The organism is Limihaloglobus sulfuriphilus (genome assembly GCF_001999965.1).
Classification (GTDB): Bacteria; Planctomycetota; Phycisphaerae; order Sedimentisphaerales; family Sedimentisphaeraceae; genus Limihaloglobus; species Limihaloglobus sulfuriphilus.
In genome coordinates this window covers 3,304,053-3,330,185 of the sequence record NZ_CP019646.1, presented here as the reverse complement: position 1 = coordinate 3,330,185, position 26,133 = coordinate 3,304,053, and the positions used below count along the sequence as shown (strand labels likewise).

17 protein-coding genes are annotated in these 26,133 nt (G+C 48.9%); 9 read left to right on the top strand and 8 right to left on the bottom strand.

All coding sequences use genetic code 11. From position 1 onward, the window contains the following. Positions 1-9 precede the first annotated feature (9 nt). Positions 10-2,550 (bottom strand): ATP-dependent Clp protease ATP-binding subunit, encoded by a 2,541-nt coding sequence (locus tag SMSP2_RS12820; RefSeq protein WP_146684436.1) that lies wholly within the window; start codon positions 2,548-2,550, stop codon positions 10-12. A gap of 598 nt (positions 2,551-3,148) precedes the next feature. Between SMSP2_RS12820 and SMSP2_RS12815 the strand changes: the two genes are divergently transcribed. After that, entirely contained in the window at positions 3,149-6,061 is a 2,913-nt protein-coding gene (locus SMSP2_RS12815; RefSeq protein ID WP_146684435.1) for a C10 family peptidase, read from the top strand. 71 nt (positions 6,062-6,132) lie between these two features. On the opposite strand, the gene cyaB is transcribed toward SMSP2_RS12815, so the two are convergent. From cyaB to SMSP2_RS12785, 6 genes are all read right to left on the bottom strand, one after another. Next, positions 6,133-6,699 (bottom strand): class IV adenylate cyclase, encoded by a 567-nt coding sequence (gene cyaB, locus SMSP2_RS12810; protein WP_146684434.1) that lies wholly within the window; start codon positions 6,697-6,699, stop codon positions 6,133-6,135. A gap of 8 nt (positions 6,700-6,707) precedes the next feature. Next, a complete protein-coding gene (locus tag SMSP2_RS12805; protein ID WP_146684433.1) occupies positions 6,708-8,246 on the bottom strand; it encodes a hypothetical protein in 1,539 nt (512 codons plus the stop codon). A gap of 135 nt (positions 8,247-8,381) precedes the next feature. After that, entirely contained in the window at positions 8,382-9,122 is a 741-nt protein-coding gene (gene truA, locus SMSP2_RS12800; RefSeq protein ID WP_146684432.1) for a tRNA pseudouridine(38-40) synthase TruA, read from the bottom strand. Positions 9,123-9,194: 72 nt separating this feature from the next. Further along, a complete protein-coding gene (locus SMSP2_RS12795) occupies positions 9,195-10,196 on the bottom strand; it encodes an aspartate-semialdehyde dehydrogenase (RefSeq protein ID WP_146684431.1) in 1,002 nt (333 codons plus the stop codon). A 382-nt stretch (positions 10,197-10,578) separates the two neighbouring features. Then, positions 10,579-11,157 carry a PEP-CTERM sorting domain-containing protein gene (locus tag SMSP2_RS12790; protein WP_146684430.1) on the bottom strand — a complete coding sequence of 193 codons (579 nt, stop codon included), beginning with the start codon at positions 11,155-11,157 and terminating at the stop codon, positions 10,579-10,581. A gap of 501 nt (positions 11,158-11,658) precedes the next feature. Next, positions 11,659-12,297 carry a PEP-CTERM sorting domain-containing protein gene (locus tag SMSP2_RS12785; RefSeq protein WP_146684429.1) on the bottom strand — a complete coding sequence of 213 codons (639 nt, stop codon included), beginning with the start codon at positions 12,295-12,297 and terminating at the stop codon, positions 11,659-11,661. Positions 12,298-13,510: 1,213 nt separating this feature from the next. On the opposite strand from SMSP2_RS12785, the gene SMSP2_RS14910 reads away from it, so the two are divergent. From SMSP2_RS14910 to SMSP2_RS12775, 3 genes are all read left to right on the top strand, one after another. Beyond that, positions 13,511-13,654 (top strand): hypothetical protein, encoded by a 144-nt coding sequence (locus SMSP2_RS14910; RefSeq protein WP_186804719.1) that lies wholly within the window; start codon positions 13,511-13,513, stop codon positions 13,652-13,654. A gap of 1,698 nt (positions 13,655-15,352) precedes the next feature. After that, positions 15,353-15,946: a TetR/AcrR family transcriptional regulator gene (locus SMSP2_RS12780; RefSeq protein WP_146684428.1), complete on the top strand. Its 594-nt coding sequence runs from the start codon at positions 15,353-15,355 to the stop codon at positions 15,944-15,946. 35 nt (positions 15,947-15,981) lie between these two features. Continuing rightward, on the top strand, positions 15,982-16,416 hold the full coding sequence (locus SMSP2_RS12775) for an efflux RND transporter periplasmic adaptor subunit (protein WP_186804718.1): 435 nt from the start codon (positions 15,982-15,984) through the stop codon (positions 16,414-16,416). Positions 16,417-16,450: 34 nt separating this feature from the next. Here the strand turns inward: SMSP2_RS12775 and SMSP2_RS12770 are convergent, their stop codons facing one another. Then, on the bottom strand, positions 16,451-18,307 hold the full coding sequence (locus tag SMSP2_RS12770; RefSeq protein ID WP_146682781.1) for an IS1634 family transposase: 1,857 nt from the start codon (positions 18,305-18,307) through the stop codon (positions 16,451-16,453). A gap of 65 nt (positions 18,308-18,372) precedes the next feature. Here SMSP2_RS12770 and SMSP2_RS12765 point away from each other — a divergent pair, with 65 nt between their 5' ends. The 5 genes from SMSP2_RS12765 (at position 18,373) to SMSP2_RS12745 (ending at position 26,115) form a co-directional block, all read left to right on the top strand. Next, a complete protein-coding gene (locus SMSP2_RS12765) occupies positions 18,373-19,170 on the top strand; it encodes an efflux RND transporter periplasmic adaptor subunit (RefSeq protein WP_186804717.1) in 798 nt (265 codons plus the stop codon). Further along, positions 19,167-22,298, top strand: coding sequence for an efflux RND transporter permease subunit (locus SMSP2_RS12760; protein WP_146684425.1), 3,132 nt, complete (start codon positions 19,167-19,169; stop codon positions 22,296-22,298). The genes SMSP2_RS12765 and SMSP2_RS12760 overlap by 4 nt, the downstream gene beginning before the upstream one ends. Positions 22,299-22,323: 25 nt before the next feature. After that, complete coding sequence (locus tag SMSP2_RS12755; RefSeq protein WP_186804716.1) at positions 22,324-23,775, top strand: TolC family protein; 1,452 nt, start codon at positions 22,324-22,326, stop codon at positions 23,773-23,775. Between the two features lie 153 nt (positions 23,776-23,928). Continuing rightward, positions 23,929-25,512: a GspE/PulE family protein gene (locus tag SMSP2_RS12750; RefSeq protein ID WP_146684423.1), complete on the top strand. Its 1,584-nt coding sequence runs from the start codon at positions 23,929-23,931 to the stop codon at positions 25,510-25,512. A 9-nt stretch (positions 25,513-25,521) separates the two neighbouring features. After that, positions 25,522-26,115, top strand: a complete 594-nt coding sequence (locus SMSP2_RS12745) for a hypothetical protein (protein WP_146684422.1) — start codon at positions 25,522-25,524, stop codon at positions 26,113-26,115. Positions 26,116-26,133: the final 18 nt, after the last annotated feature.

Below are 26,133 nucleotides of genomic sequence, written 5' to 3'. Positions count from 1 at the left end.
GGCTCTGAATCAGGTGACCGCCGCCTCCGGTTCTTCTTTATTTTTCTTGTCAGCAGCCTGAGCTTCTTTTTGTTTTTTATCCAGCTCGGCATCAAAGCCGCCTGTAAATTTCAAGTGCTCCTCATCAAGCACGCTGATTTCGATGTAGTTTTTGTCTTTGAAGTCGCCGCGAAGTTTCTTTTCAGACAGGGGATCTTCAATATAAGCCTCTATCGCCCTTCTGAGCGGACGAGCGCCGTATTCGGGGTTGTATCCCTTGTCTATGAGGAAATCACGTGCGCCCTGGTCAAGCCGCAATTCGAGTCCATGCTCTATAAGACGCTTAAAGACCTTGTTCAGCTCATAATCAACGATAACCTTCAGGTCATCAGTCGTCAGGCCGCGGAAAGCGATCTTGCCGTCAAGCCTGTTGAGAAATTCCGGCCTGAAATGACGGTCGATTTCCTTGTCAAGAAGCTCTTTCATCTTATCAAAATTCGCTTCTGCGGTGCGTTTTCCGAACCCGAAACCGGACTGATTTCTTATCAGGTCAGCACCGATATTGCTTGTCATAATCAGTATTACGTTTCTGAAGTCTATATGTCTTCCGTAGTTATCGGTGAGACGGCCCTCTTCCATAATCTGGAGCAGCATGTTGGAGACATCCGGATGCGCCTTCTCTATCTCGTCAAGCAGAAGAACGGCATAGGGCTTGCGGCGGATGCGCTCTGTGAGCTGGCCGCCCTCTTCATAGCCGACATACCCGGGAGGAGCGCCGACAAGCCTGCTGACGCTGTGCTTCTCCATGTATTCACTCATGTCAATCTGAATGAGGGCATCCTCATCGCCAAACATAAACTCTGCCAATGCCCTTGCCAGAAGTGTCTTTCCGACACCGCTGGGCCCGCTGAATATAAAGCTGGCGATCGGTCTGTTGGGGTCTTTGAGACCTGAACGGCTGCGGCGGACAGCCTTTGCAACTGCTGTAACCGCCTCGTCTTGTGATACGACACGTCTGTGAAGCTCACTTTCCAGCTCAAGCAGCCGCTGGGTTTCGGCCTTCTCCAGCCGCGTTAGCGGAACGCCGGTCATTTTGCTTACAACCTCTGCGATATCTTCGGTATCTACCGTACCGCAGAAGTCACTGCACTGGGCTTTCCATTCGCTGAGCCTGCGTTCTTTTTCGTCTGTAAGTTTCTGTGATTCATCACGAAGCGCCGCCGCACGCTCATAATCCGAAGCACTGACAGCTGCGTTTTTCTCACGGTTGAGCTGTTCAATTCTTTCTTCCAGCTCAGTAAGATTGGGCGGCGGGGTCATATTTTTAAGGTGCGCCTGCGCGCCGGCCTCATCGATCACATCGATCGCCTTATCCGGCAGACAGCGGCCGCTTATGTAGCGGCTTGAAAGCTCAACGGCCTGGTAAAGCGCTTCTGCGCTGTATTTTACTTTGTGGTGGTCTTGATAGCGGCCCTTAAGCCCTTTAAGTATCTGTACCGCCTCATCTTTTGTGGGAGGCTCTACAATGATAGTCTGGAAACGCCTCTCAAGCGCTGCGTCCTTTTCCACGTATTTTCGGTACTCATCCATTGTTGTCGCACCGATGCACTGGAGCTCGCCGCGGGCAAGTGCCGGTTTGAGTACATTAGACGCGTCGATTGCGCCCTCGGCCCCGCCGGCACCGACAAGCGTATGCAGCTCGTCAATGAAGAGTATCACATTGCCGCTGCGCGTTACTTCCTGTATGACAGCCTTGATTCGTTCTTCAAACTGGCCGCGGTATTTAGTGCCCGCTACCATCATTGCAAGGTCAAGAACTATAACCCGCCTGTCTTTAAGCAGTTCGGGAATGGATTTGGAAATAATCCTCTGGGCAAGCCCCTCTACAATGGCTGTTTTTCCAACGCCGGCCTCTCCGATGAGAACCGGATTGTTCTTTGTTCGCCGGCACAATATCAATATCAGACGGTCTATCTCACGGGAACGCCCGATAACAGGATCAAGCTCGCCCTTCTGGGCAAGTACCGTCAAATCACGGCCGAAACTGTCAAGTGCAGGCGTCTTGCTGCGCTGTTCACGCTGGTCACGTTTTGATTTGCGGATAGACGGGCCGGGAACGTCCTTATCAGATACTCCCGGGCTGAGTATGTTGAGAACCTCATCACGCACATCCTCGAGATTTACTCCGAGATTGAGCATGACCTGTGCCGCGATACCCTCGGTTTCGCGTAGAAGACCGAGCAGAATATGTTCGGTACCGATGTAATTATGATTAAGAGAACGTGCCTCTTCTATAGCATATTCTATAACCCTTTTCACTCGCGGTGTTTGTGGAAGTTTTCCAAGTGAAACGACATTGGGGCCGCTCTTGACCATCTTCTCGACTTCAATGCGAACCTTGCGTATATCAATGCCCAGATTCCGCAGAACTGTTGCTCCCACGCCGCTGCCTTCCTTAACAAGGCCGAGAAACAAATGCTCCGTGCCGATGTATTCGTGGTTAAACCGCTGGGCTTCCTGGTTGGCAAGAACCATTACTTTTCTCGCCCTATCTGTAAATCGCTCAAACATTTATACCTCTAAGCAATAAATACTCTATTATAATATACTTTGAAAGACTCTTGAAAAGTCCTGCAAATTATACTCTTTTTGAACACAAATGTTCAGCTGTCCAATCGCGATGTGCCGCTCATTACAAGACACAAGACTATTTAACCATAACTGAATTCAAATTCAACCATTACCCGAAAAAAATGTCATCCCCGCGTATGATATCCTGCAGAGCCCTGGTAATACACTGTATCACAATATAATACCGGAATAAACGCTGTTTCCTCTCTGCTGATTTGGATTTCATACCACAAAACCCCTGAACAAATTCAGGAATCTGCTCCAAATCGCCTCTGTCGTCTGCACGCACAACAAACCAACATGTTCGTTTGTGTTCGGTTTATTGTTCCCCCATTTATAAAACTTACAAACAAGAGAAAATAACTGAACCGTTCTCGTCTTTACAGGTAATATTATTATAATTTAGATTGAACAGCCATGACTGCCCGCAACATAGATTTACATAATATTTTTTATATTTTATGTAACATAATTACTTGATTTAGACACTAAACGTTAATATAATACATTCTTTATAATGCTATAATACAGGAATCATATGCAATCATTATTCTTATTCCGGAAAAGAGGACTTTTCCTATTCCTGATTTTAGCGGCTTTAAGTTGTTTCCTACCAAGTGTTTACGCAAAAGAAACAACAAAAAAACAGGCAATCTCAGCCGCTTCAGGATGGTTAAAGTTTCAGGAAAAGCCCATGGGACGTAAGTTCGGCGGTTTAGCCGGCGACGTCAAAACTGTCGAAAAAAATAATCTGCCCCTTTATCACATTGTCGATATACAGGGCGAAGGTTACGTGATTTTATCCGGCGATGATGAAATTGAGCCAGTGATCGCGTTCTCTTCTACGGGGTTTTTCCGCGAAGGGTCGAACCCTCACCTGACGGCGATTCTTGAGAAAGACCTGACCGCAAGATTTAAGCGGCTCAAAGATGAACAGAAAAAAACATCGGCTTCTGCCAAATCGAATCAGACAAAATGGGACAGATATATCGGCCTGAGCCTCGAATCTACCCAGACAAAATCAAGGTACCCGGAAATCATTTCCGATGTCTGGGTCGAGCCTCTTGTCAAGTCCAAATGGGGACAGGCGGATGTCTGCGATATTAACTTCTACAACAGGTTTACCCCCAGTAACTATGTCTGCGGCTGTGTCTCTACTGCCATTTCACAGATAATGCGTTACCATCAATGGCCCATTTCTCCTGTTGGGATAATGGATTTCACCGTCCAGATCAACGGCGCCCAGACAACATTGTCCACACACGGCGGCGACGGACAGGGCGGAGCCTATGACTGGGACCTGATGCCGTATGTCCCTGACTGCAGCCAGGATCCGATCGATCTAAACATGGAATCCTATGCTGTTGGCGCGCTTTGCTATGACGTGGGCATAGCGGTAAACATGAGCTACTCTTCCTATGCTTCCGGTGCTCTATCAGCGAACGGCAGAGATGCCTTGGAATATGTATTTGGTTACTCCAACGCTATTTACGGTAACAACTACCCGAATAACATCGGAGATCCGCTGCCCCATATGGCAAACTCTAACCTCGATGCCGGACTGCCGGTATATCTGGGAATTTCAGGGGCCGGCGGCGGGCACGCAATCATATGCGACGGTTACGGCTTTAATGATGAGGTAATGTACCACCACCTCAACATGGGCTGGGACGGCGCGGAAGACCTATGGTACCAGCTGCCCGATATAAACATGTTCAGCATTGTTGATGAGTGCATGTACAACATATACACCCATGGAAACGGCGAAATAGTCAGCGGAAGAGTCAAAACGCTTGAGGGCGATTTGCTCAAGGGAATCGAAATCGTTGCCACAGACGGACTTAACACATATACCGATATCACAGACGATAAAGGCATATATGCTATAACGCATCTGCCGAGCAACACGGACTATACATTTTCGATAAACGCCGAAGGATACAACCCCGCCTACACCCTTGTCCACGTCGGCAAAAGCCTTTCTGACAGCACACAGACCGGCAACCAGTGGGGAGTTGATTTCGAACTCCAGATAAACGGACCCCACCCGGACATGTATGAAGACGATGACAGTCTAGCGGAGGCTTCAAAGGCTCAGACAAACGGGCCTTCACAATTCAGGAGCCTCTACCCCGAAGACGACGTTGATTACATAGAATTCAACATAAACTGGATATCTCTGGTTGAAATAGAAACCGCCAACTATGAAGACAAAAATATACGGCTTGAGCTTTTCAACGCAGACGGAAGCTCAACACCTATAAAAACAACCTCCAAGCCGGTAGCCTCTCTTGCCAGCATTGACTGCATCCTCGATGAGGGGAAATACTACTTGAAAGTGGCTACCGAAGAGCCTGGTGATTTTATCGAGCAATATTCCGTATCAATTATATCCTCTCCTGTAAACATAGATATAAACGGGGATTACCACATTGATATGCTTGACCTGCTTGAAGTATTCTCCAGATGGCTGGACACGTGTTCAGAGCTCGACGACTTCTGCTCAGGCGCGGATATTGATTCTTCCGGTATTGTTGACAATAAGGACTACGCCCTGATCAACACATACTGGCAAAAAGAGCTGGCGTTTATTGAGTCCTTCGAGTCGGGTGATCTCACAAAATGGAACTGGTACAACCCGGACGCTGACTGGCCGTGGGTTACAACCCGAAATGCCTCTTACGCGGGAGACTTCAGCGCCAAGTCCGCATCAATTGAAGATAACGAATCGACAAGCATCTCGATAGAAGTCGATGCTGCGTTCAACGCCATCAGCTTCTTCAATAAAGTCTCGTGTGAGCAAGACCAAGACTTCCTGAAATTCTACATAGATGAGAAACTGCTCCTGGAAAACAGCGGCGAAATAGACTGGCAGGAATATGTCTTCGCACTGACGCCGGGCCCGCACGTATTTACATGGCAATACTCAAAGGATCATGCCAATTCGGTCGGAGCGGATGCCGCATGGCTTGATATGATAACCATGTTCAGCCAGTTCTATGATACATCTTCTTTTGATTTTGAAGAAGAATACCTGGACTATTCAGGCTGGAACAATTACGGTCTTGATGTTTATGGCGACAAGGAACAGAAATACGCCTGGGTTTTTGATAACGAGAATTCTTCCAGCGGCGATATTTGCCTCAAAACTCCTCAAAAACTCGCATTCAGAGATCGCTGCCAGGCTGTCATTGAGCTGGAGACCGAAGTAACAGCCTCTGTTATATCTTTTGACTTTATGGTTTCTTCAGAGGCTAAGTACGATAAACTGGTATTCTATATTGACGACACACTCAAGGGCGAATGGTCAGGCGAAGTTGACTGGACAACGGCTCAGTTCCCGATACTGCCTGGAAACCACGTGCTCAAGTGGAAATACCAGAAAGACGGTTCAGGCTCAAAAGGCCAGGACAGGGCATGGATTGATAATGTAAGGTTCATCAATCAGTAACACTGCCTAACACAGCTAAAAGAGTCCCGTATAAGCAATTACAGCAATTATATTTTCAGATACCCGGCTATTTATTCCGAATCCAGCCGGTGTATATCTGATGAGCGGGATTTCAGCTCAAGCGTGATCAGCTCGGCATAACTGCGTTTTTCGCATTCTGAGCTGCCAAGGCCGAGAATCTTCTTAACCCTTGTCACGGATTCCTCGCTGCGGCCCTCTATCTCGACGTACTGCCCTATCAAACCAAGGGTGTCAAGGCAGATCAGGGTATCTTCGAAATACCATTGATCGCGGATTTTCTCTATTACCAGTGATTCCTTCCAGCCGAGTCTGTCAAGTATCGCGGCGGTGTTTTCAGCTGAACCTACAGAAGTTTCAATTTCCCGGCGGCTCTTATATTCTCCGCCGAGCTTGGCTCCCTTGTAACACAAAACATATTGAATTAACCTTTTAGACGGGTATTCGCTCTCGGTTCTAAGCCGAAGGCATGAATCATTTTCTGTTAAGATGCCGGCAGAATCAAAGTAATAATCCTTTATGAATATCTTACCTTTATTGACGCCGCCCACCTTTTTGAGAGTCTTAATGAGTGAGTCAAACCCCTCAACCGCTACTTTAGCTTCTATTTCAACAGCCATCTGCCCGATTACCTCCTCAGATATCTCAAACGGTCAGGCAGCGGTATATTGTGCCCCATCGGATCCTCTCCATAACCGCACTCAGCAAGCAGTTTTATATCATCGAGAACACGCTGGTCGCCCTTAAACTTTACCTTGTACTCTTTTACCACATCAAGACAGCCAATCTGCATCTGGCGTTTGATCTCTTCTGTCAGGTTCTGCCGCAGTGTTAAGTCGTCACTGAGCATTTTTGACAGCTGGAGCGGCTGAGAATAAATAACTATTTTATTCTCGGAATAGAGCTGATAAAGCATATCCCTGCATTTATTCTCCAGCTCACCATCCTTATAAACCTTATTGACCTCTTCAAGGTCATTGATTATATGGCTGATATGATCACGCTTTTTCTGGTTTACAAACTCGTTGAGAGAAAACATCGAAAGCGGCGTCTCAGGATCGTATTCCACACCGTCGTACTCGGCTGTAACTTTACTGCCGTAGTGCTTAACTATGGCCGATACAAGAACCGTCGGACGAACATGAAAACCCCTGAAAACAGGTATCGGAAGTTCTATCTCTGTGTCTTGTGCGTATCTCCTGAGCATTTCCTGGCAAAGAAGACGGGCGCTGAGAACAAAATGCTTGAGATAATAGACGCTGTATGAATTTATGTATAAAAGCAGAGTTATCGATGTTACAAGCGAATCGCCCGTCGGGGCAAGAAGTGATCTCTGCGTACCGAGATGACGCTCGTAAAAGTGAGTTAAACTGCTGGCAACTCTGAGAATATGCATTACAACACTGATATGGCCGCGGAGAACAATCAAGTCCTTGTCTTCGTTCTCGGTGTTTGTCCTCGAGACACGCGTGTCGTAGAGCGACTGGAGCCGGTGAAAGCTCTGCTCGAGAAAAAGAAAGTTCTCCTCGCTGATTGGGCTGTACATATACGAATCATAATCCTTGGGGCTTTGAGCCTCTATTATATTCCGAAGGTCAAAGTTGGCCGCAAGGCCCAGAAATTTCGTTGAAAGGAGTGCCACTTCTTTAGCAACATCAGCATTCTTAAGGTTTTCAAAGTTTTTCGCCAGACGGCCTATTATAAGATTTTCGTAATAATCTTCATCCCGGTACTGGCGCGGAGAAATCGTGAAACCCAAAGCATCTGAATACTCAGCAAGAGCCTTGGCGGCGTTTGTCAAAACCCGGCCGGTAAAACGAATTATGTCATCTGTTGCCCTGCCGAACTCCTCTACCCCTGTCAAAAGACGGTAATGGGGCAGAGATTTGCGGATATGAATAAGCTCATAGCTGACATCCGAAAAACGTTTGATAGTAGCCACGAGCATGCGGAATTCACTCCAGTTGCGGTTGCGGCTTGCCCCGTACATATCTAGAAGCTCTTCGGCTTTTGTAGCCTGGGCAAGAAACTTCATCAGCAGCGGCCTGGTAATAATTGTACGCGGTTCGCTGTGGTTGGCAAGGTAACGCGATATGTTTATAAGACTCCGAACGTGCGGAGATAAAAACTTGATAAAATCAGCATCATTAATTGTGTGTACTGTCATCCCGTCTGTCTTCTCCAGGAATGATTTAAGCCTGTTCTTTTATAAATTACTTCAGTATATTATTATAATATAGATAATTAAAAATGCAACAAAGTTTATTAAAAACAAACTCCCTGCAAAAGCATCGCCCGCAAATCAGTAATAGACCTTGACCAGACAAAGCCCCTGCGGCGGAGCCAGCTGGCCGGCACATCGCCTGTCACGGGCTTCAAGCATTTCGGTTATATCCTCCGGCACCCATCTGCCCCTACCTATATCCACCAGTGTGCCGGCAATATTGCGAACCATGTTGTACATAAAACGGTTGCCCTCCACGTCAATATATATCCAATCACCCTCACGCCTGACATCAACACGTGAAAGAGTGCGGATAGAATCTCTGCGGTGATCCTTTGCCGAGGCAAAAGTCCTGAAATCATGAGTACATCTCATAAGCCGGCCGGCTCTGTCCATCTTATCCGTATCAAGCGTATAAGGGTAATGCCAGCAGTAGTTTATTGAATGTACAGGCCTTACCTTAGCGGTATTGAGCGTATATCGGTAATGTTTACCCGTCGCGTGGTTGATAGGATCAAACCCCCGGGGCGCAACTTCAACAGAAGTAACCGCTATATCTTTGGGCAGATAGGAATTCATGGCAGACTGCATATTTGCCACCGGTATCGGCGTATCAATGCATATATTTGCCGTCTGCCCCAGAGCGTGAACTCCGGCATCTGTGCGGCTGGCTCCGCAGATTCCGACTTTACGCCCGAAAAGTCTGCTAAAACACTCCACAAGAGTGCCGTGTATCGTCTTGAGACCCGGCTGGTTCGCCCAGCCATGATAGGCCGTCCCATCATAGGCAACGGTAAGTTTGATATTCAGCTCTGCCATAAATCAAACACTGATGACTGAAAATACTCTCAGACACGCGCTGTTCCTGCTTGCGGATTATTGAGCTAACGCCTAAACAAGCCTCTCTGCGATCTGAACAGCGTTGAGTGCCGCGCCCTTTCGTATCTGATCGCCGCAAACCCATAGATTTATGCCGCGGTTATCAGGGATGGACTCATCCTGGCGGATATGACCTACATAAACATCGTCTTTGCCGTCAGCATCTATTGGCATCGGGAAACGGTTATTTTCACGGTCATCGAGAACTGTAACTCCCGGAGCAGTGCTCAACAGCTCACGAACCTCGTCGGCTGTGATGGGCGAGTCAAACTCGAGATTTATGCTCTCGCTGTGCGCCCGCATTACCGGAACCCGCACACAGGTGCAGGTTATAGCTATATCCGGACAGCTGAATATCTTGCGTGTCTCGTTAACCATCTTCATTTCCTCCTCATTATACCCGTTGGGCTTGAGGTCTGAGTTATGGCAGAACAAATTAAACGCTATCTGATACGGGAACGCCTCGCACCTGGCCTCGCGGCCGGCAAGGATATCCTTTGACTGAAGAGCAAGCTCGTCCATTGCCGCCTGGCCGGCGCCGCTGGCGGCCTGGTATGTGCTTACCACCATACGTTTTACGGGATTGGCATTGTGCAGAGGCCATATCGGAACAAGCGCAATGATTGTTGAACAGTTCGGGTTTGCTATAATACCTTTGTGATCTTTTATGGCCTCGGGGTTGACCTCTGGTACAACCAGAGGGGTGTCGGGGTCCATACGGAACGCAGAGGAATTGTCAACCATGACCGCGCCGGCTTTCTTAACAGCGTCGGCGAATTCGCGGCTGCGGCTGCCTCCCGCTGAAAACAACGCTATATCCACGCCGTCAAAACTTTTGTCAGTCATTTCTTCTACTGTATATTCTCTGCCCTTAAAGGTCAGTTTCTTGCCGTGCGAACGCGCGCTGGCAAGCATTTTAACAGAGCTGAAAGGAAAATCACGCTCTTCAAGGATTCTCAAAAATTCCTGGCCTACTGCTCCGGTTACACCGGCAATAGCTATATTACAAGACATATTTTTATCTCCGATTTATAATTAAAATTAACTGGGTTCTAAATTAACAACTGTATTTATTATATTCTTTCTAATAGAAATATCAAGAAGTCTTTTTACTTTCAAAAAAAGCCCCCGTGTGCGTCGGGGGCTTTCTATTTGAAGAAGAAGACAATCTTATCGATTTTTGTTACCGATTGGTATTTTGCTCGTTTACGTTTTTCTTCTTTTGTAAAAGGTCTTCTTCCAGGCTGATAATCTCTAAATCTGCAATCTCAATTCTTCTGCTCTCCGCCTTCTACTTTCCACTCTCTACTCTCTAAAACAGAGGCCGGGGATTTTCGGCTCCCCGGCGGGCCGTGGTTTTATCTTAAAAGGCTCTCGCGGCCTTTTGTTATTCTGCTTATGCCTTGCGGCGGCGGCTAAGGATCAGTCCGCCGATTCCAAACAGTGCAAGCATTGAGGGTTCCGGAACTACTTCGAAGCTGCCAAGGTAGGCACTGCCGTTGTCGGTGTAGCCGTAAACATTCACGATGCCTGCTCCAGAGAGGCCAAGACCTTCAAACACGGTGCGGGCCGCTAAAGGACGGAACCAGCTGCCGCTGTCGCTCAGAGAGATATATGATGAACTCGCTGCGTTTACTTCTACGCCTGACGCCGGCATAAAGCCTTCAAGGACAAATTCAAGTCCGCCTGAGGCTTCATAGCCTTCGGTCGATACTGCTACCGGCATCTCTGAACCTTCAACCTCGAGGCCAAGTGCCCAGTACAGGCAGTTATTCGTAAGAACGCCGGAGATAACCGCACTCTCGTCAACCTGATAGAGCTCGCCCATCTCAGGGTCTTTAAGCTCAATCATTGTATCGTCCGCGAACAGGTCGATATTGCCTGCCGAGGAGAGGGCTGCCGTTTTTACAGGGATTGCTGATACTGCGGATACTGCGATTAATACTGCTGCTAATGTGATAAGTGTCTTCTTCATGGTAATCTTCCTTTTGTTTCTGATTGTTTCTTCTTCTTTTTGTTTTTGACTCAGACGCGGAATCTTTTGCACATACACCGCGGGTGAGTCTTCTTTTGCTTTACTGTTCTGTACCCACCGCCCGCACAGGCGGCAAGGCCCTTTTACTGATGAAAGCCCGAGCAACACACTCTTTTGGGCTTACATCTGACGCTCCCATATCTTTCCGGCAACGCAATGCCTCTAACGGGAACGTGAATCCTTTCTTTTAAGCCTTATGCAGGGTAAACAGCCGCACTTGCTTAACGGATATGCCGCACAACGTTCTTATTTTGCCGTTGGGAACATCATACCTGCATTCCGTTATAAAGTTTCTAAAGAGCTTTCTTCTACTTGACCGGCCTTTCATCAGCCGGATAACATTTTTTAAAGTTGTATTAAAGAACTGTTTAAGTCGTGTCAGGATTATGCGGGGCAGGTATTTACTGACCCGCCCCGCGGATCATTTTTTTAGAAGTACTCTTAGCGTCTGCGGCGTATTACCAGACCGCCAAGGGCAAGCATTGCAAGCGTTACAGGCTCGGGAACCACAAAGCTCTGGCTGAAGCCGCTTATGTGGGCAAGGCCGTCGGTGCCGCCGCCGACAAATACATTCTTGGTTATCTCTACATGCATCTGGCCGGGGCTGTAGTCGGCTGTGTCTCTGTTCTGTACGCCAGAGGGACGGCTGTAAACCAGCTTGTTGGCGATTATATTGTCCATATCATCTATTGAATTTTCTGTGATAAGGGCTCTGCCTGTGCCGGTTACGCCGTAAGCGTCCAGTCTCAGGGTATTGCCGACTATGGGGGCTGACAATGATGTAACATCAAAGTTTATCAGCGTATCCACGGTCTCACCCTGGTCTGCCGTCCAGCCGCCGCTGAAGTAGAGGCGTACTTTGTCGCCGTCAACTTCACCTTTGATCGCTACGCCGGAAGCATCTACTTCCGAGCCGCCGCCGGTTGCGCTTGAGAGGACGGTAAAGCTGCCGAACTCAAGGCCGCCAAGGGTAAAGGTGCTGCTCTCCCAGTCGCTGACATTGCCGAAATCGACAACCGCTGCCGGGGATGCTGCGATAAATACCGCTGCAAGGGCTAAGGTAAAAACTGTCTTCTTCATGATACTTTCCTCACTTTACTTAATACGTTCTTCTTCATGTAAGACCCGCAAGACTATCCTGCAGGATACAACTTAAAATCTTATTAGTTATTCCGTCTTCCAAAACCTCGGACAGACTTTTATCGGGGCGAGCCAAACCGGCAGGCCCCGGTAATGTCTGTTTAAAAAAGTTGAAGAAAAACGGTTTACGGACGTTTTCTTATAATCAGGAATTAGGAATGCAGAATTAAGAATTGCGGCGTTCGCTTCGCTCACGGCTGTTCTAATTCCTAATTCGTAATTCTCTAAGTACTTCATTATTAACTTGTAAATATTATATCTTTAACCTTTCTTCTGTATTTCAGGCATCAGGCAATAGTTTTGCCGGGCACCGCCTGATTCTTAATTCCTAATTCCTAATTCTTAATTAGAATCAGGAGGTCCGGGGGCTTCGCGTTGGCCCGTGCTACTACCCCCGAGGCCTGTATCCTGAAATCGAAGAAAGAAGTCGTTCGTTTCTTATAAGCTGTCTTCTTGCGCGGAATCTTCGGGGCATCTCTCAGAGATGCTTAGACTTCGCCGCGGACGGATCTCTTTTACGCGGCGGATAAGCAGCCGCGGAAAACCCGGCGGGCAGGTTTCAATATCCCAGCCTGCAGCACGGATCGCGGCATCAAATATGCGGCGTTAAAATCCCGCTCTGCAACACAGGAAAACTCTGCGCCGAACAGCTTTTAATTATTCAATTGTGAGCCCTGATAATACAGGACCGATTGAGCTTTACTCGTATCTTGTTCTGCTTCGTTAATAATTCTCCGTAATTAACAATTTCTCGACCAATATTTTAAATTTACACTTCTTTGCCGTTACACGCTCTGCGATAAAGCCGGCTCTGCCGCGGACGGCGGTCTATCCACCGTCCGCAGAAGCCATATCTTTATCATTAACTCTCTGCCAATATCTAACATAACCAGAATCTGTAAATGAAAGCGTAAAGGGGCTCCGCGGCAGGTGGCCGCCCGCGAGGAGACCCCATGCTTTCATTTTTCTGGTCTGAGAAATTGGAGAAAGAAGCTGTACTTTGTTACAGGCAATAGGCATTAGGCAATAGGCAATAGTAGAGACGCCCCGAAGAACATCGGAACATGCGTCTCTCTACGCATACAACATCGGCGCCTCTGTGTATGCTTCCGCACACACTCTCTGTGCAGGTATCCGAGGCGGCCATGTCTATATGTCCGCACTGATACGCTCCACCGCCGCACCTTCGCCGCGTGTAATCAGCTCCCGCTCCGAATCGGTATATACATATACCGCATTTCAGATACAGGATACGCACCCCCAGACTAACCACGGCCTTGTATTTAGCTTCTTCTAAGGCCGCTCATCCGGTAATACGCATTACATATTCAATTGTCAGCAGCTCATCAGGGACCGCTAAGGCTCTCCAACCTTGTGATCCCGGCTAAGCCTGGGTATTTTGTTCTAACTTCTTCGTTCCAATCATACCTTTCGTAAATTTAACTTCATTTCTCGTTTTTTCTTCAAACCATATATATAACTTATCCTCTCTCCATATCTTCAACTGGTAACGACTCATCGACCTGGCCATATTAAAGGGAAAAACGGCAGGCTCACTTAACACGAGCCTGCCGGCTCTTTTCCTTTGGTATCGGGCCGGGCTGCCAATGCCGCTAAACATCAACGCACCATGCCCCAGGTCTGAAGATTGGAGAAAGAAGTCGTTCTGAATTAAGTGAAAAACTATTAACTAATAACTAATAGTTGATGAATCCGCCTGCGGCGGATAGTTGTTTAAATCGCGGCGTCAGCCGCGTCCACAACTATTAGTTTTTCACTATTAGTTATTAGTTTATAAGGATGACCCGTGTGCCCGGCTCAATAACCTCCCCGGGCACACGGACCTGTACCACACTCCGTCCGGCTGTTACGCCGGAAATCATGTTATCCACGAACTTCACGCCGCCTTTGCACTTCTGAACAGATACTTATATATGCGCGCTTATCTTGCGCTGTTGGGTCTGTTCATTTAAAGAAAGTCCGGAGGTCTTGAATTTTGGGCCCTCAAGACCCCGCTGGACTTTCCTTGTGAAAGGAGAAAGAAGTTGTGTTAGTGGTCGTATTAACTAATAACTGTTAAATAAAACTAACAGTTACTCACTTCAGCCTTGCGGCTGAAATATCTTGCTACCTGCGTCTATGAGCTTCTTCGGGACTCAAAAACGCTGCTTTTTCTTCGACTTCTTCTTATTCTTCGATATTTACTTGTAAAATGTATCACAAATCAACTCTGCTTTGTCCTTTGTAGTTTAAAGAAAGTCAGGAGGTCTTGAATTTGGGCCCTCAAGACCTCACTGGACTTTCCTTGTGAAAGGAGAAAGAAGTTGTGTTAGTGGTCTTATTAAACTAATAACTAATAGTGAAAAACTAATAGTTATGGTCTATCTTATTAACTTTTTAATATATTATTTTGTCCAATTCTCTTCTTCCTAATTCCTAATTCTTAATTCCTAATTCTTAATAAGGTTCAGGAGACACCTGAAGACCCGCGGCCCAGAGCCGGCTCTGTCTGATGAGTTCGGGAAAACCTCAAACAGTTCAGGTCTTCGGTGTACTCTTCTGAAAAATTAGGGAAAAGGGAGAAAGAGATTGTTGATGGTCTTTTATAAACTAATGACTAAGAACGAATAACTAATAGTTGAAAAACCCGCTTCACGGATGTTTAACTTATAACGGTGAAAACCAAAACTCCAGGCGCAAATCTTTCGCGGCTGTTTAAAGGGAGTTTTCTGGGGCTCACTTCTTTCTTAGTCACATCTTCTTATTTTTCTTCTGACTCAATATTCAGTATTTAAAAGAGCAATTATTACTTTTATTGAGTGTTGAAAAATGGTGCTTGTTAGGCTTGCATTCTTCTTCACTTCTATCTTCATATTAAAATCTACCACATACGCAACAACAAGTCAACAAGAAAAAATAAAATTTTTAAAATTTTTTTGACACACCTGAACATTCAGTTAGAATGTGAATACACATTCACATAAATAGAGGTGCTATGGCAGCGAAAAAACTTAAAACCAAAATACGTAGAGAACAGATCGCACAGGCGGCTCTGGATATCGTCTCAACAGGCGGGCTTAAACAGCTCAGCGTCGCGGAAGTCGCTTTGCGCATTGGACTTGTACCCTCTGCGTTATACCGGCATGTCAAAAAAAAGGATGACATTTTAACCCTAATCGACGAACGTATAGAAAGCAAGCTGCTTGCCAATGTCGCTGCCGTTTGCGAGCAGACTGACGATCCGCTCGAGCGGCTGCATCAGCTTTTTTTAAGGCATATTCGTCTGATCAGCGAGAACCGCGGCATTCCTGTTGTAATCTTCTCACAGGACTTCCACGCCGACAACCTCGAACGTAAAACCCGTATCTGCAAGATGATAAGCTCTTATCTTAAAGAAGTTGCGGCTTTGCTCAAACAGGCACAGGCCGGCGGCCATATTGCCAAATCAGTAGATATCGACGCGGCGGCGATGCTGTTTCTGGGCCTCATTCAGCCGCCTATGATTTTATGGCATCTCAGCGAAGGAGATTTCGACGTTCAAAGGCACGCCAAAAGTGCATGGCCGCTATTCCTCAAGGCAATCAAATAAACAATGTAACAATAGTTTACAGAAAAGGAACACAAGTGAAGACTCAATTTAAACATATACTGAGAATACTTTTAGCTGTTATAGTTCTTGCCGCGGTGATCTTTGCTGCGATACGGCTGGTTCACCGCAAGAAGGCCTCATTAGCCGCTGCCGGCCAGTACAAAATCAGCCCGCTTGCAGTGCATACATCCACCTCACACACCGGTACCTGGGAGCAGATAATGGATTATCTTGCTATTGTTGAGCCGATCCAGACCGCAACGGTCTCGGCCCGTCTGGTAACAACTACGGAAGCTGTTTTTGTCGAAGAAGACGATACCGTCAAAGCCGGACAACTCCTTGCCAAACTTGATGATAGAGAAATAAAGGAGGCTATCGCTTCAATGCAGGCACAGATAGACCAGGTTCGGGCAGAGCAAGACGCTAACCCCAATTTCTCACTTAGGGGTGTAAAACAGGGTTTATGGTAGCGCCCGCGGCGTTGGTGTGTCGCCAAAGGGGGTCTTAATCTTTGACCTGGCTGCTGTATATTTTGGGTGGCTTCTGCAGCGGCAGATCCATGTTCAGGTGGTGCAGTATCAGACGCTGATCTGCCTCGGGCTCGGTGTACCTCTCCATCAAGAGGTACCGACCGTCAAGTGTTTCAAATGTCACATCAAGCATCTGGATACGGCTCATCGTTTCCAGGGCAGCCTGTGCGGTCAGGCCGCAGGCACTCACCCGCAGCTTATGCCGCAATGTCACCTGCAGGCAATAACTTATAAACGCCACAAAGATATGGGCATCAACACGCTCTTCTTTATGGTGATATACAGGGCGAATGCCAAGATCACTCTTGAGTTCTCTGAAAGACTGCTCAACGTTGCACTGCAGCATATACTCATTCCAGAGTGCCTTACCATCCTTGCCCTTCTGATTGGTCCGCAAAAAGTACTTGCCGTCACGATAGATCATATCACGGTATTTCTGCCGGTTTATGTGATACCTGAATTCGCCGGCTTCAATCCGCTCCTTTTGCCCCGGAATATCGAGCTCCATACATCTATAAGCGTTACCGGCCTGCGATTGCAAAGCCCCAAGGCGTTTATAAAAACGTTCATAATTGCGATATCCCTTGAGTTTTTCAAGTCCGTCAAGATATTTACGCAGTTTTCTTTTACGCATGGCCCTCTCCTTTTGCATACGATCCCTGCTCCTGGCAAGGACATAGCATTCGCCCTCTTTTTCGATGTATTTCACATGAACACTGCTGTTTACCTGCTCCCAGTCCTTTTCAGAAAGTTCACTGCTATAATCATCGAGCTGTCTGCGGGGTGTGCCAACAAGATAGCTTATATTGTTCTTACGCATGAACTTGAGCGTAGCTTCCGTTGGTATGCCCCTGTCCATCAGCCAGACCCTGTTGGCCTTGCCGTACATTGTTTCTATCTTGTTGAGCAGGGGTCTTAATGTCGTCTTTTCAGATGTATTTCCCTGAAGTACTTCGTAGTCAAGAGGAAAGCCCTCCGGCGTAACAACAAGGGCTATCAGCACCTGTCTGCAATCACTGCGTCTGTCTTTGCTGTGGCCGAATTCTGACTTGGGATTCTGCTTGCATAGCCCCTCGAAATACGTGCTGGTGATATCATAGAGCAGGATGTCGTACTCAAGGTTGAACATTCCTTGCCAGGTGTCTTTAAGGTATTTGCAAAGTTCGTCTTTGTATGGAAGGATACGGTCAAGACAACGGTAGAGCCTGTTTTTCTCGGCAATCTCAAAATCACAATCAAGGATGGCGTCCATAGCACTCTGGCTGAACCAGTGCTGATGGACAAAGTATTCGGCAGAAGGTTTTATCAGCCTGCTCACCGTAAGCAACTTGAGGACTTTTGAGAATGCGACCGGCGATCTGTCTGTATCAATCCGCTCTGACCAGAAGCGGTCAAAACCAAGCTGATCCCACATCTCAGAAGCCAGCCAGCAATCGCCAAACCTACGCGGTCGTTCCAGTCTCATCTTTGAGATGTTAACCGGTATCGTATCAACATCGTGACAGCTCTGGTTGTCCTGATCAAAAGCAAAAAGGGTTTTGTGTACAGGTTTGTTATCTTCGTTGATTATCTCAATTGATCTCTGCCAGGCCTTCTTTTGAGAGCCGCTGATCTCACCAAGGTAAAGAACCACCTTCTCCACATGCCGATTACCGGAGACCTTCCGCTTCTCAGCAATACTGTAATAGGTGTTGCATTTACCGTTCTTTTTACGCCTGTGCTTTTTCAAATACATACCCAAATTATCGCATAGAAATTCACCTATGCAATAGGGCAGGTCTGTACCAAAGCCAAATCCAGAATCAAAACACCCCTCAAAGGCCAGAAACATCGAAAATATTTTTATTTTTACCGGTTTCGAGACCTAAGTGAGAAATTGGGGCTAACGAAGCGACGGTGGAATCGCTTAAAACCTCGCTGGATTACTGGAACCGCGAATCCCAGCGAATTACCAGCCTGCAGGAAGGCGGCGCGGCAACCGTCTCAGAGGCAGACGCGGCACGTGAACAGGTGAATCAGTTTAACGGACGGCTAGAATCTGCCCTGCATAAAACAAAAGCCCTGGAACATCAGGCCGAATCACTGAAGCGGCGGCTTGGAGAGATGCAAACCCGCCTGAGCTACTGCTCTATCACAAGTCCTTTTGATGGCGTTGTTTCTGAACGAGACGCAGACCCCGGCGATCAGGCCGCCCCGGGAAAAACGATCCTGACGATACAAGACCAAAGCCGGCTCAGGCTGGCATTCGATGTGCCCCAGCAGGATGTGCCCAAAATACAGACGGGTATGTCCTTGAGCTATGCCGCACCGGATGGAAACATCCGCAAGGCCGCAGTCAATACGCTTTATCCGTCTTTGAACAACGCGAGGATGATGCGGGCAGAAGCCGTCCTGGATAACGATTCAGATAACAGTATCGTCAGCGGGGCTTATGTACGCGTTTCTTTGACACTGGCCCGCCGGGAAAATGTCGTCGTTGTTCCGTCAGCCGCGGTTGTTGAATCGCCGGAAGCAGACACGTATGTATTTGTCGTTGACAATGATAAACTCAAAGCAATACCTGTTGAAATTATCGGAAACCAACAGGACCAAACCGCCGTGGAAGGCTTAGATGCCGGTGAACAGGTTGTAGTCAGTACCTTTTTAGGCTGGTCAGAGCTAAGCTCAGGGCTGGCCGTGGAGGTTCGCCAATGAATCTGACCAGATTTTCACTTCGCAATCCGTATGCAGTCATTGCCGTTGTTTTGGTAGTGGCGACTATGGGTATTGTATCTCTTATAAGCACCCCAAAGGACTTATTCCCCAATACGGTTCCGCCCCAGGTAGCGGTTATTACAGTCAGACCGGGCGCCGCTGCCGGCGATGTTGCCGACAAAGTTACACGCGTGCTGGAAAAGGAGCTGAACACGCTCAACGGCCTTGTTAAGATTGCCAGCACCACTCGAGACGAGGTTTCGAGCATCAATGCGGAGTTCAACTACGAAACATCGGTTGGAGAGGCTGTTCAGGATGTTCAAAACGCTATCGGCCGTGTACGTGCCGATTTGCCGGCGGACATACTGGAGCCTCGAATCTTCAAGGTTACCGACGCAACCCGACCTCTGGTTACGCTGGCGCTTTCACCCAGACCCCAAAGCCGTCAGGAGCTCTCACAAATCCGCCTTCTGGCCCAAAACCAGATCAAAGATCAGCTTCTCGCTCTGCCGGGAATTGCCGATGTGGATATATTCGGAGGTCACCAGCCCCAGGTGCAGGTGCGAATCAAACGGGACAGCCTGGCAGTACATGGTTTGAGCCTGACGGATGTCGTTTCGGCTCTGGCAAGCCAGAACGTCTCTGCTCCGGCGGGAACGATGTATTCCAGCCGGCGGGAACATCTTGTAAAGGTAGTCGGAGAATTCGAAAATCTCGACCAGATCCGTGATTTGCCGCTGAGACTTACCGGCCAGGGGCAGCTCCGTGTCCGTGATGTGGCGGAGGTGAGCCTTTCAGTCGAGCAGCCGCGAAGCATCTATCATGGAAACGGCAAGCCCGCTATTGCGGTAAATATAATGCGGCCGGACAACAGCCCAACCGTAAAGGCAATTCGCACCATCAAAGACTTTCTGCCAAAGCTCCAGGCACGCTATCCTGATATTATATTTGAAATTACAGACGATCAGCAGCCGCTTATTGATGTCAACTTGCGGGGCATGGAACAGAGCCTCTTTCAGGCGATGATAATAACTGTTATCGTTATTTTTGTGTTTCTGGCTGATGCCCGGGCGGCAGCGGTTGTGGCTGTCAGCATACCGTTTAGCTTCCTGGCCAGCCTTATGGTGCTGAAACTTTCGCCCTTCACGCTCAATATGGTAACGCTTTCGGGTCTTATCATCGCGGTTGGAATGGTCGTTGACGCATCAGTGGTTGTTCTGGAAAACATTTACCGCCATTGGCAGCAGATGGAGAAACCCGATGCCGCCGAGGCCGCTCTGGCCGGCACCGGCGAGGTGGGGCTTGAGATAACCGCCGGGATGCTCACAACTGTAGTGGTTCTGGTGCCGGTGGCATTTACCGGCGGATACACACAGCAGGTCATGCGGCCTCTGAACCTGATGATTATAACAACATTGGCAGCGTCTCTGCTCAGCGCACTGACGATTGTGCCACTGGCCGCGTCCTGGCTGTTAAGACGGCGCAACGCCGGAAAAAATATCATAGAACGTTTTTTCGGCAAAATGGACAGCGGAGTCAGCGCCCTTGCCTTTATATACGTCAACACACTTCGGTGGGCGCTGCGGCACAAAGCCCTTACCCTGCTTGCCGGAGTGATATTTCTTGTTGCCACTGCCCGAATTGTTGTACCCCTGATCGGAGGCGAGTTGATGCCGCCGATGGATACGGGTATCAGCATGGTAGAGTTTGAAACGCCGACCGAATACTCGCCCGAAGAAGTAGAAACCGTCCTGACGCAGGTAGAATCGGTTATTTTTGACACAACGGGTGTCAAAACCATATCCTCTGTGGTTGGCTCTGAGCCGGGGCAAATCAGTTTCGGCGGCGGGGGCACCACAGCCCAGACGGCAAAAATCACGGTTCATCTGGTTGACCGCACGCAGCGCAGTGAAACCATCTGGCAGATCCAGGATTCCTGGCGTGAGAAGCTGGCGGCAATACCCGGCGTCCGCTCCAGCAGAATCAATGAATACGGCGCAACCCCTATGGCGACAACAAAAGCCCCCCTGAATATAATTGTCAGCGGGCCCGATTCAAAGATCGTCTCATCATTGGCACGGGAATGCCTCGAGGCGATGGACGGGCTGCCCGGGCTGGCAGATGTGCGGCGGAGCTGGTACTTCGATAAGGTTGAACACGTTATAGAAGTTGACCCTGCACTTGCCCGTCTGTACCAAACCTGGCCGGAACAGGTGGCACGGGAGCTGAAAACCGCCGTCAAAGGCGTTCCGGCCTCCATGATGCGGCTCAATGGCATGCTTGATATCCCCATTCTGGTTCAGTATGAGCAGCCGGCAATAGAGTACCCCGCTCAGCTTGAGCAGGCCTACATCAGCACATCTTCCGGCCCTATGCCGCTGCGGGCAATGGCTGAAATTCAAACAAGGCGAGATCAGCCCTTTGTTACTCGCGAGCATCTGCAAAACACTCTGGATATTACAGCCGTCAACCGTGTTTACACAATAAAGCATGTCGCGGCGATGGCTAAGCAGCGAATTTCAAAAATAAATCCGCCGCAAGGTTACAAAATCGAGGTCTCCGGCACGATTTCGGATATGATGCGTGCACAGAAAAGCATGTTTCGTGCATTGCTTACAGGGCTGGTCTTGCTGTATATTCTTTTGATGGCAACATTTAAATCAATGCAGCACCCGATCACGATTCTCGCGGCGATCCCGCTTGCGGCGGCCGGTGCATTGTGGGGTATGCTGCTGTTCAACAAGCCCATGTGTCAGCCGGCGATGATGGGACTGATCCTGCTGGGCGGAACGGTTGTAAACAACAGTATTCTTTTGCTGGGGTTTATCATTCATGCACGTCAGCATGGAATGGAACGCGACGAGGCAATTATACAGTCGGTTCAGCTTAGAATTCGCCCGATTCTGATGACAACCGTCTCTACCGTGCTGGGGCTGACGCCGCTGGTGTTCGAAATGGCTGTCGGGTTAGAGCGAATGAGTCCGTTGGGAATTGCCGCGGCCACCGGTCTGCTGATTGGGACATTTCTGACGATGGTGGTGATTCCGGTTGTATATGCGTCTATGGATTCAGCGGCAGAGTTTTTAAAACGCATTTTTCAGCCGGAGGTCTCCGGAACAGATGTCTGAAATTTTTACATTCCGAGGTAATACAATGAATGTCAAACGAAATACAAGTGTTATATTTATAGTATCAGCGGTTTTTGCATTGGCCGCCGGCTGCACCGAGCGGCATTACGAGCGTTCACCTTCTATTAACCAGTATATGCCGCCGTCTGTTCCGGTGTCGCTGGAAGGCGCGGCAGAAAAACCCGAACAGGCAAACACCGCCGCGGCGGATAAAGATTTAACCCTTGATGCGTGCATCCGGATCGCCCAGGCACAAAACCCCCTGCTTCAGGCTTCGCGGGAGGGCCTGGCCGCGGCAAACTACGCCGTCCAGGGAGCCAAATCCGGCTACTACCCGCATGTGAACCTGGCCGCCGACTACCGGCGATTCCAGTCACATGCCTTTCTACCCGGCGGATTAGGCGGGGCAGCGGGGCCCCAGACCAGTGTCATAGGCCCGACAAATGATTACAGCGGCGGACTCTCCGCCCAGTGGCTGCTCTTTGACAGCGGCCGGCGGCGTGCGCAGCTCGCCTCTGCCAAAGCCAACGCAAACGCATCGAAATACGAGCTGGAAACAGTTGAACAGGACATCACACTGATGGTGCAGCAGGCGTATTACAGCCTGCTGTCAGCGTATGAAGCATTGAAAATCGCCCGGGAGAATCAAACACGGGCCCAAGACCACCTGTCTCTGGCACAACAGCGAAAGGATGTCGGGGTAGCGGTCGAGGCGGATGTGCTGCGAATGCGGGTAGAGGTGGCAGAGCGGCGTTTGTCTGTCGTGCGTGCGGAGAATCTCGTGCGTATCGGCAAGGGAAATCTCAATACCGCAATGGGACTTCCCCCAGAGCTGGAGCTGGAGATTGTTGATGCCCTGCCGCGGATTATTCCGCCGGAAACTGTCGATTTAAACGAATCATTCAAATCAGCTATGATGCAGCGGTCTGAGCTCAAAGCCGCCCTTCATCGAATCACAGGCTCACAAAGCGATGTTGCCGCGGCGAAAAGTGATTTTGGGCCGGTATTGCGGGCTATTGGCAGTTACGGGCTCCGCGATTCAGAGTTCTGGCCGCACGACAAAGACTGGTCTGCCGGAATCGGCGTAGAGCTGCCGCTGTTCACCGGTTTTGAACGAAGCAGTCAGTTGAACCGTCTTCGACGCGAACTGGCAAGGGAAGAAGCCCTGATCCGCCGGCTGATAATCACAATACGCCAGGAGATATGGACAAGCTATTCACATTTCACAGAAGCGTTCGAGGAGATGAAGGCATCGCAAACCCTGGTAAAAGACGCCCGGGAAAGCATGCGGCTGGCGCGTGAGCGGTACCAGGTCGGCAAAAGCACCGCCACCGACCTGCTCGACTCGCAAACCGCCCTGTCCAGGGCCGAAAGCGTACTGGTAGAAGCGCAGTGGAATTATCACATTGCCAAAGCTGCCTTTGAACGTTCAAAAGGCTTCGCATATAACTCCGATTCAGCCGCGGCGGGCGATTAATCTGTTGCCCGTAACGCAAGAACCCCAAATCTGGAGCAAAATCCCGGCCCCGCATCGTTTAACCGGAGGTTTTTAGTTATATCTTGCAAGACACATGCTAAAGTGGTATATTGGTTTAGATGCTTATCTGAGTACGGCTTAAAAGAGTAACGAATGAGGTTTGGAATGCGTGAGATGTTTTTGGCAGGTCCGATGGGCTTTGAATATGATGGAGTGCTGGTTTCTCACCCCTTGCGTGTTATACTGCTTGTGGTGTGGTTTTATATCTGCGTTCGTCTCACCCGTGACTGGAGCCGCTCGGCTCTGTTTCCAAAACGCGGAAGCACCGCACTTATGCTTGCATCTCTTTTTGCCGCCCCGGTAATACTTTTTATATTGTACACCACTGAGCTGTTCAAACAGGCCGAAAGCAGGAACTGGGGATTTACAGCAACACTAAAAAATTTCTTCAAGGGCGACATCCTCAAAAAACACGGCCAAATAAGAAAATATCGCGGCAGATGCTCAATCGTCCTGCTCGATTCGGCGGGCCTGAGCTTCGAAGAAATTTACGGCAGCGAGGGTAAAGACTCAAAACTGGCTACCAAAACGATTTCTCTGGCTGAAAAGATAATCGCAGAAGCCCTTGATGAGCGTGCCAGCGATATACTAATTGACCCCGTCGCTGACGATATCTTTGCCGTAAGGTACAGGGTTGACGGCAAACTGCGCCTTGCCTCCGAGATCGCGGCGGATCAATGCGTCGCGGTTGTCAACAGCATAAAGGCACTATCGGGCATGGATATATCGGAGAAACGCCGCGCCCAGGATGGAGCATTTACAGCCCGTCTTGACTGGGGAACCGCCTCTTTCCGTGTTGCCAGCGCGGGTGTTATACACGGTGAAAAACTTTCTATCCGAATACTCAACAATGCCGCCGGTTTTATAAGGCTCGATCAGGTCGGGCTTTCCAGAAAAAACATAAACCTGGTCAGAGACACCCTTGCCAGACAGTCGGGCATGATTCTCATGTGCGGCCCTACCGGCAGCGGCAAGACGACATCGCTTTATGCAATGCTATCGTCAATCGACGCTTCCGCCCGCAACATAATCACCGTCGAGGATCCGGTTGAGTACTCCCTGCCGCTGGTGAGCCAGATAGAGGTGAACAAACGGGCAGAAATAACCTTTGCCAACACCCTGCGCAATATACTCCGGCAGGACCCGGATGTCATATGTGTTGGAGAGATCAGGGACGCCGAGACCGCCGCCATGGCGCTGCAGGCCTCGCACACCGGACACATGGTGTTAGCAACACTGCACAGCAACGACAACCTCTCGGCGATGCTGAGGCTCATTGAGCTGGGCATAAAACCGATGCTCATATCCGAGGGGCTCTCGCTGATAATATCCCAGCGGCTTGTCAGGAGATTGTGTGATAACTGCAAAAAGCCCGCACGGCTTTCGCCGCGAAAAAGACAGTGGTTTCTCGACCACAACCTCTCCACCGATGGCGTAATGGAAGCGGCAGGATGCGAAAAATGCCGCGATACGGGCTATGACGGCCGCGTGGCTATATTTGATGTCCTGAAAATGAACGAGGAAATACGAAAAACACTTTTCTCCGGCCCGATAAACTCAATAGAAGAGTGCAGAGAGCTCGGCAGCGGAATAATAAAATCAAGGCTTCGAAAAGAGGCTCTAAAAGCAGTTGTTTTGGGCTTAACCAGCCTGGACGAAGTAAAGAGTGTATTGTGAGGTATTAAGATGGTATTCTGGATTTCAGCCGTTATTGCTCTGGCCGCGGCACTGTATTTCAAAAAGGCCGGCTTTCTCTACGCATGGGCAGCCCTTTTTAATGTTGTTATTGCCATCTACTGCTCGCTGGTGGTTACGGCGGCACTGGGCAAATGGCAGCCGGATGCGATCCCGAATGGGTGGACCAGGGCGGCGGTGTTTTTTGTCTTTGCCGTTATTATTTACACAATCCTCTTTCTTATCGCCAAATCCGTTATCGGCTCTGAAGGCAGCCTTTATCTTGGAGCGGCGATAGAGCTTTGCGGCGGTTTTGCGCTGTATTTTCTGACTGTATTCTTTGCCGTCAATTTTGTCGTGTTTGTCTTATGCATTACACCCGCAATCGAACACACACCGTTTTTATCCGGTTTTGATAAATCCGCAGTCACCAGAAGCTCAGAGCTATCCGTAAAAGCAGCGTGCGGCATTGTCGAGAAGTTTTCAATACAGGACAACGATGCCCGGCTCGGGGTGGTTTTCAACTGGCTCAAGGGTGAGGGTTATGATAATCTAAGAGATGCTCCGTCAGAGCCCAATAACAACACAAAAGCCCCAGGCAAATAATTCCGCTCTGCGCCGCGG

What these genes read in the sequence shown, in the direction of transcription:
- SMSP2_RS12760 (WP_146684425.1), top strand. Translation starts at nt 19,167, where the DNA reads ATGAATCTGACCAGATTTTCACTTCGCAATCCGTATGCAGTCATTGCC.
- SMSP2_RS12750 (WP_146684423.1), top strand. Translation starts at nt 23,929, where the DNA reads ATGAGGTTTGGAATGCGTGAGATGTTTTTGGCAGGTCCGATGGGCTTT.
- cyaB (WP_146684434.1), bottom strand. Translation starts at nt 6,699, where the DNA reads ATGGCTGTTGAAATAGAAGCTAAAGTAGCGGTTGAGGGGTTTGACTCA.
- SMSP2_RS12780 (WP_146684428.1), top strand. Translation starts at nt 15,353, where the DNA reads ATGGCAGCGAAAAAACTTAAAACCAAAATACGTAGAGAACAGATCGCA.
- SMSP2_RS12805 (WP_146684433.1), bottom strand. Translation starts at nt 8,246, where the DNA reads ATGACAGTACACACAATTAATGATGCTGATTTTATCAAGTTTTTATCT.
- SMSP2_RS12755 (WP_186804716.1), top strand. Translation starts at nt 22,324, where the DNA reads ATGAATGTCAAACGAAATACAAGTGTTATATTTATAGTATCAGCGGTT.
- SMSP2_RS12785 (WP_146684429.1), bottom strand. Translation starts at nt 12,297, where the DNA reads ATGAAGAAGACAGTTTTTACCTTAGCCCTTGCAGCGGTATTTATCGCA.
- SMSP2_RS12820 (WP_146684436.1), bottom strand. Translation starts at nt 2,550, where the DNA reads ATGTTTGAGCGATTTACAGATAGGGCGAGAAAAGTAATGGTTCTTGCC.
- SMSP2_RS12795 (WP_146684431.1), bottom strand. Translation starts at nt 10,196, where the DNA reads ATGTCTTGTAATATAGCTATTGCCGGTGTAACCGGAGCAGTAGGCCAG.
- SMSP2_RS12745 (WP_146684422.1), top strand. Translation starts at nt 25,522, where the DNA reads ATGGTATTCTGGATTTCAGCCGTTATTGCTCTGGCCGCGGCACTGTAT.
- SMSP2_RS12770 (WP_146682781.1), bottom strand. Translation starts at nt 18,307, where the DNA reads ATGTTTCTGGCCTTTGAGGGGTGTTTTGATTCTGGATTTGGCTTTGGT.
- truA (WP_146684432.1), bottom strand. Translation starts at nt 9,122, where the DNA reads ATGGCAGAGCTGAATATCAAACTTACCGTTGCCTATGATGGGACGGCC.
- SMSP2_RS12790 (WP_146684430.1), bottom strand. Translation starts at nt 11,157, where the DNA reads ATGAAGAAGACACTTATCACATTAGCAGCAGTATTAATCGCAGTATCC.
- SMSP2_RS14910 (WP_186804719.1), top strand. Translation starts at nt 13,511, where the DNA reads ATGTCCGCACTGATACGCTCCACCGCCGCACCTTCGCCGCGTGTAATC.
- SMSP2_RS12815 (WP_146684435.1), top strand. Translation starts at nt 3,149, where the DNA reads ATGCAATCATTATTCTTATTCCGGAAAAGAGGACTTTTCCTATTCCTG.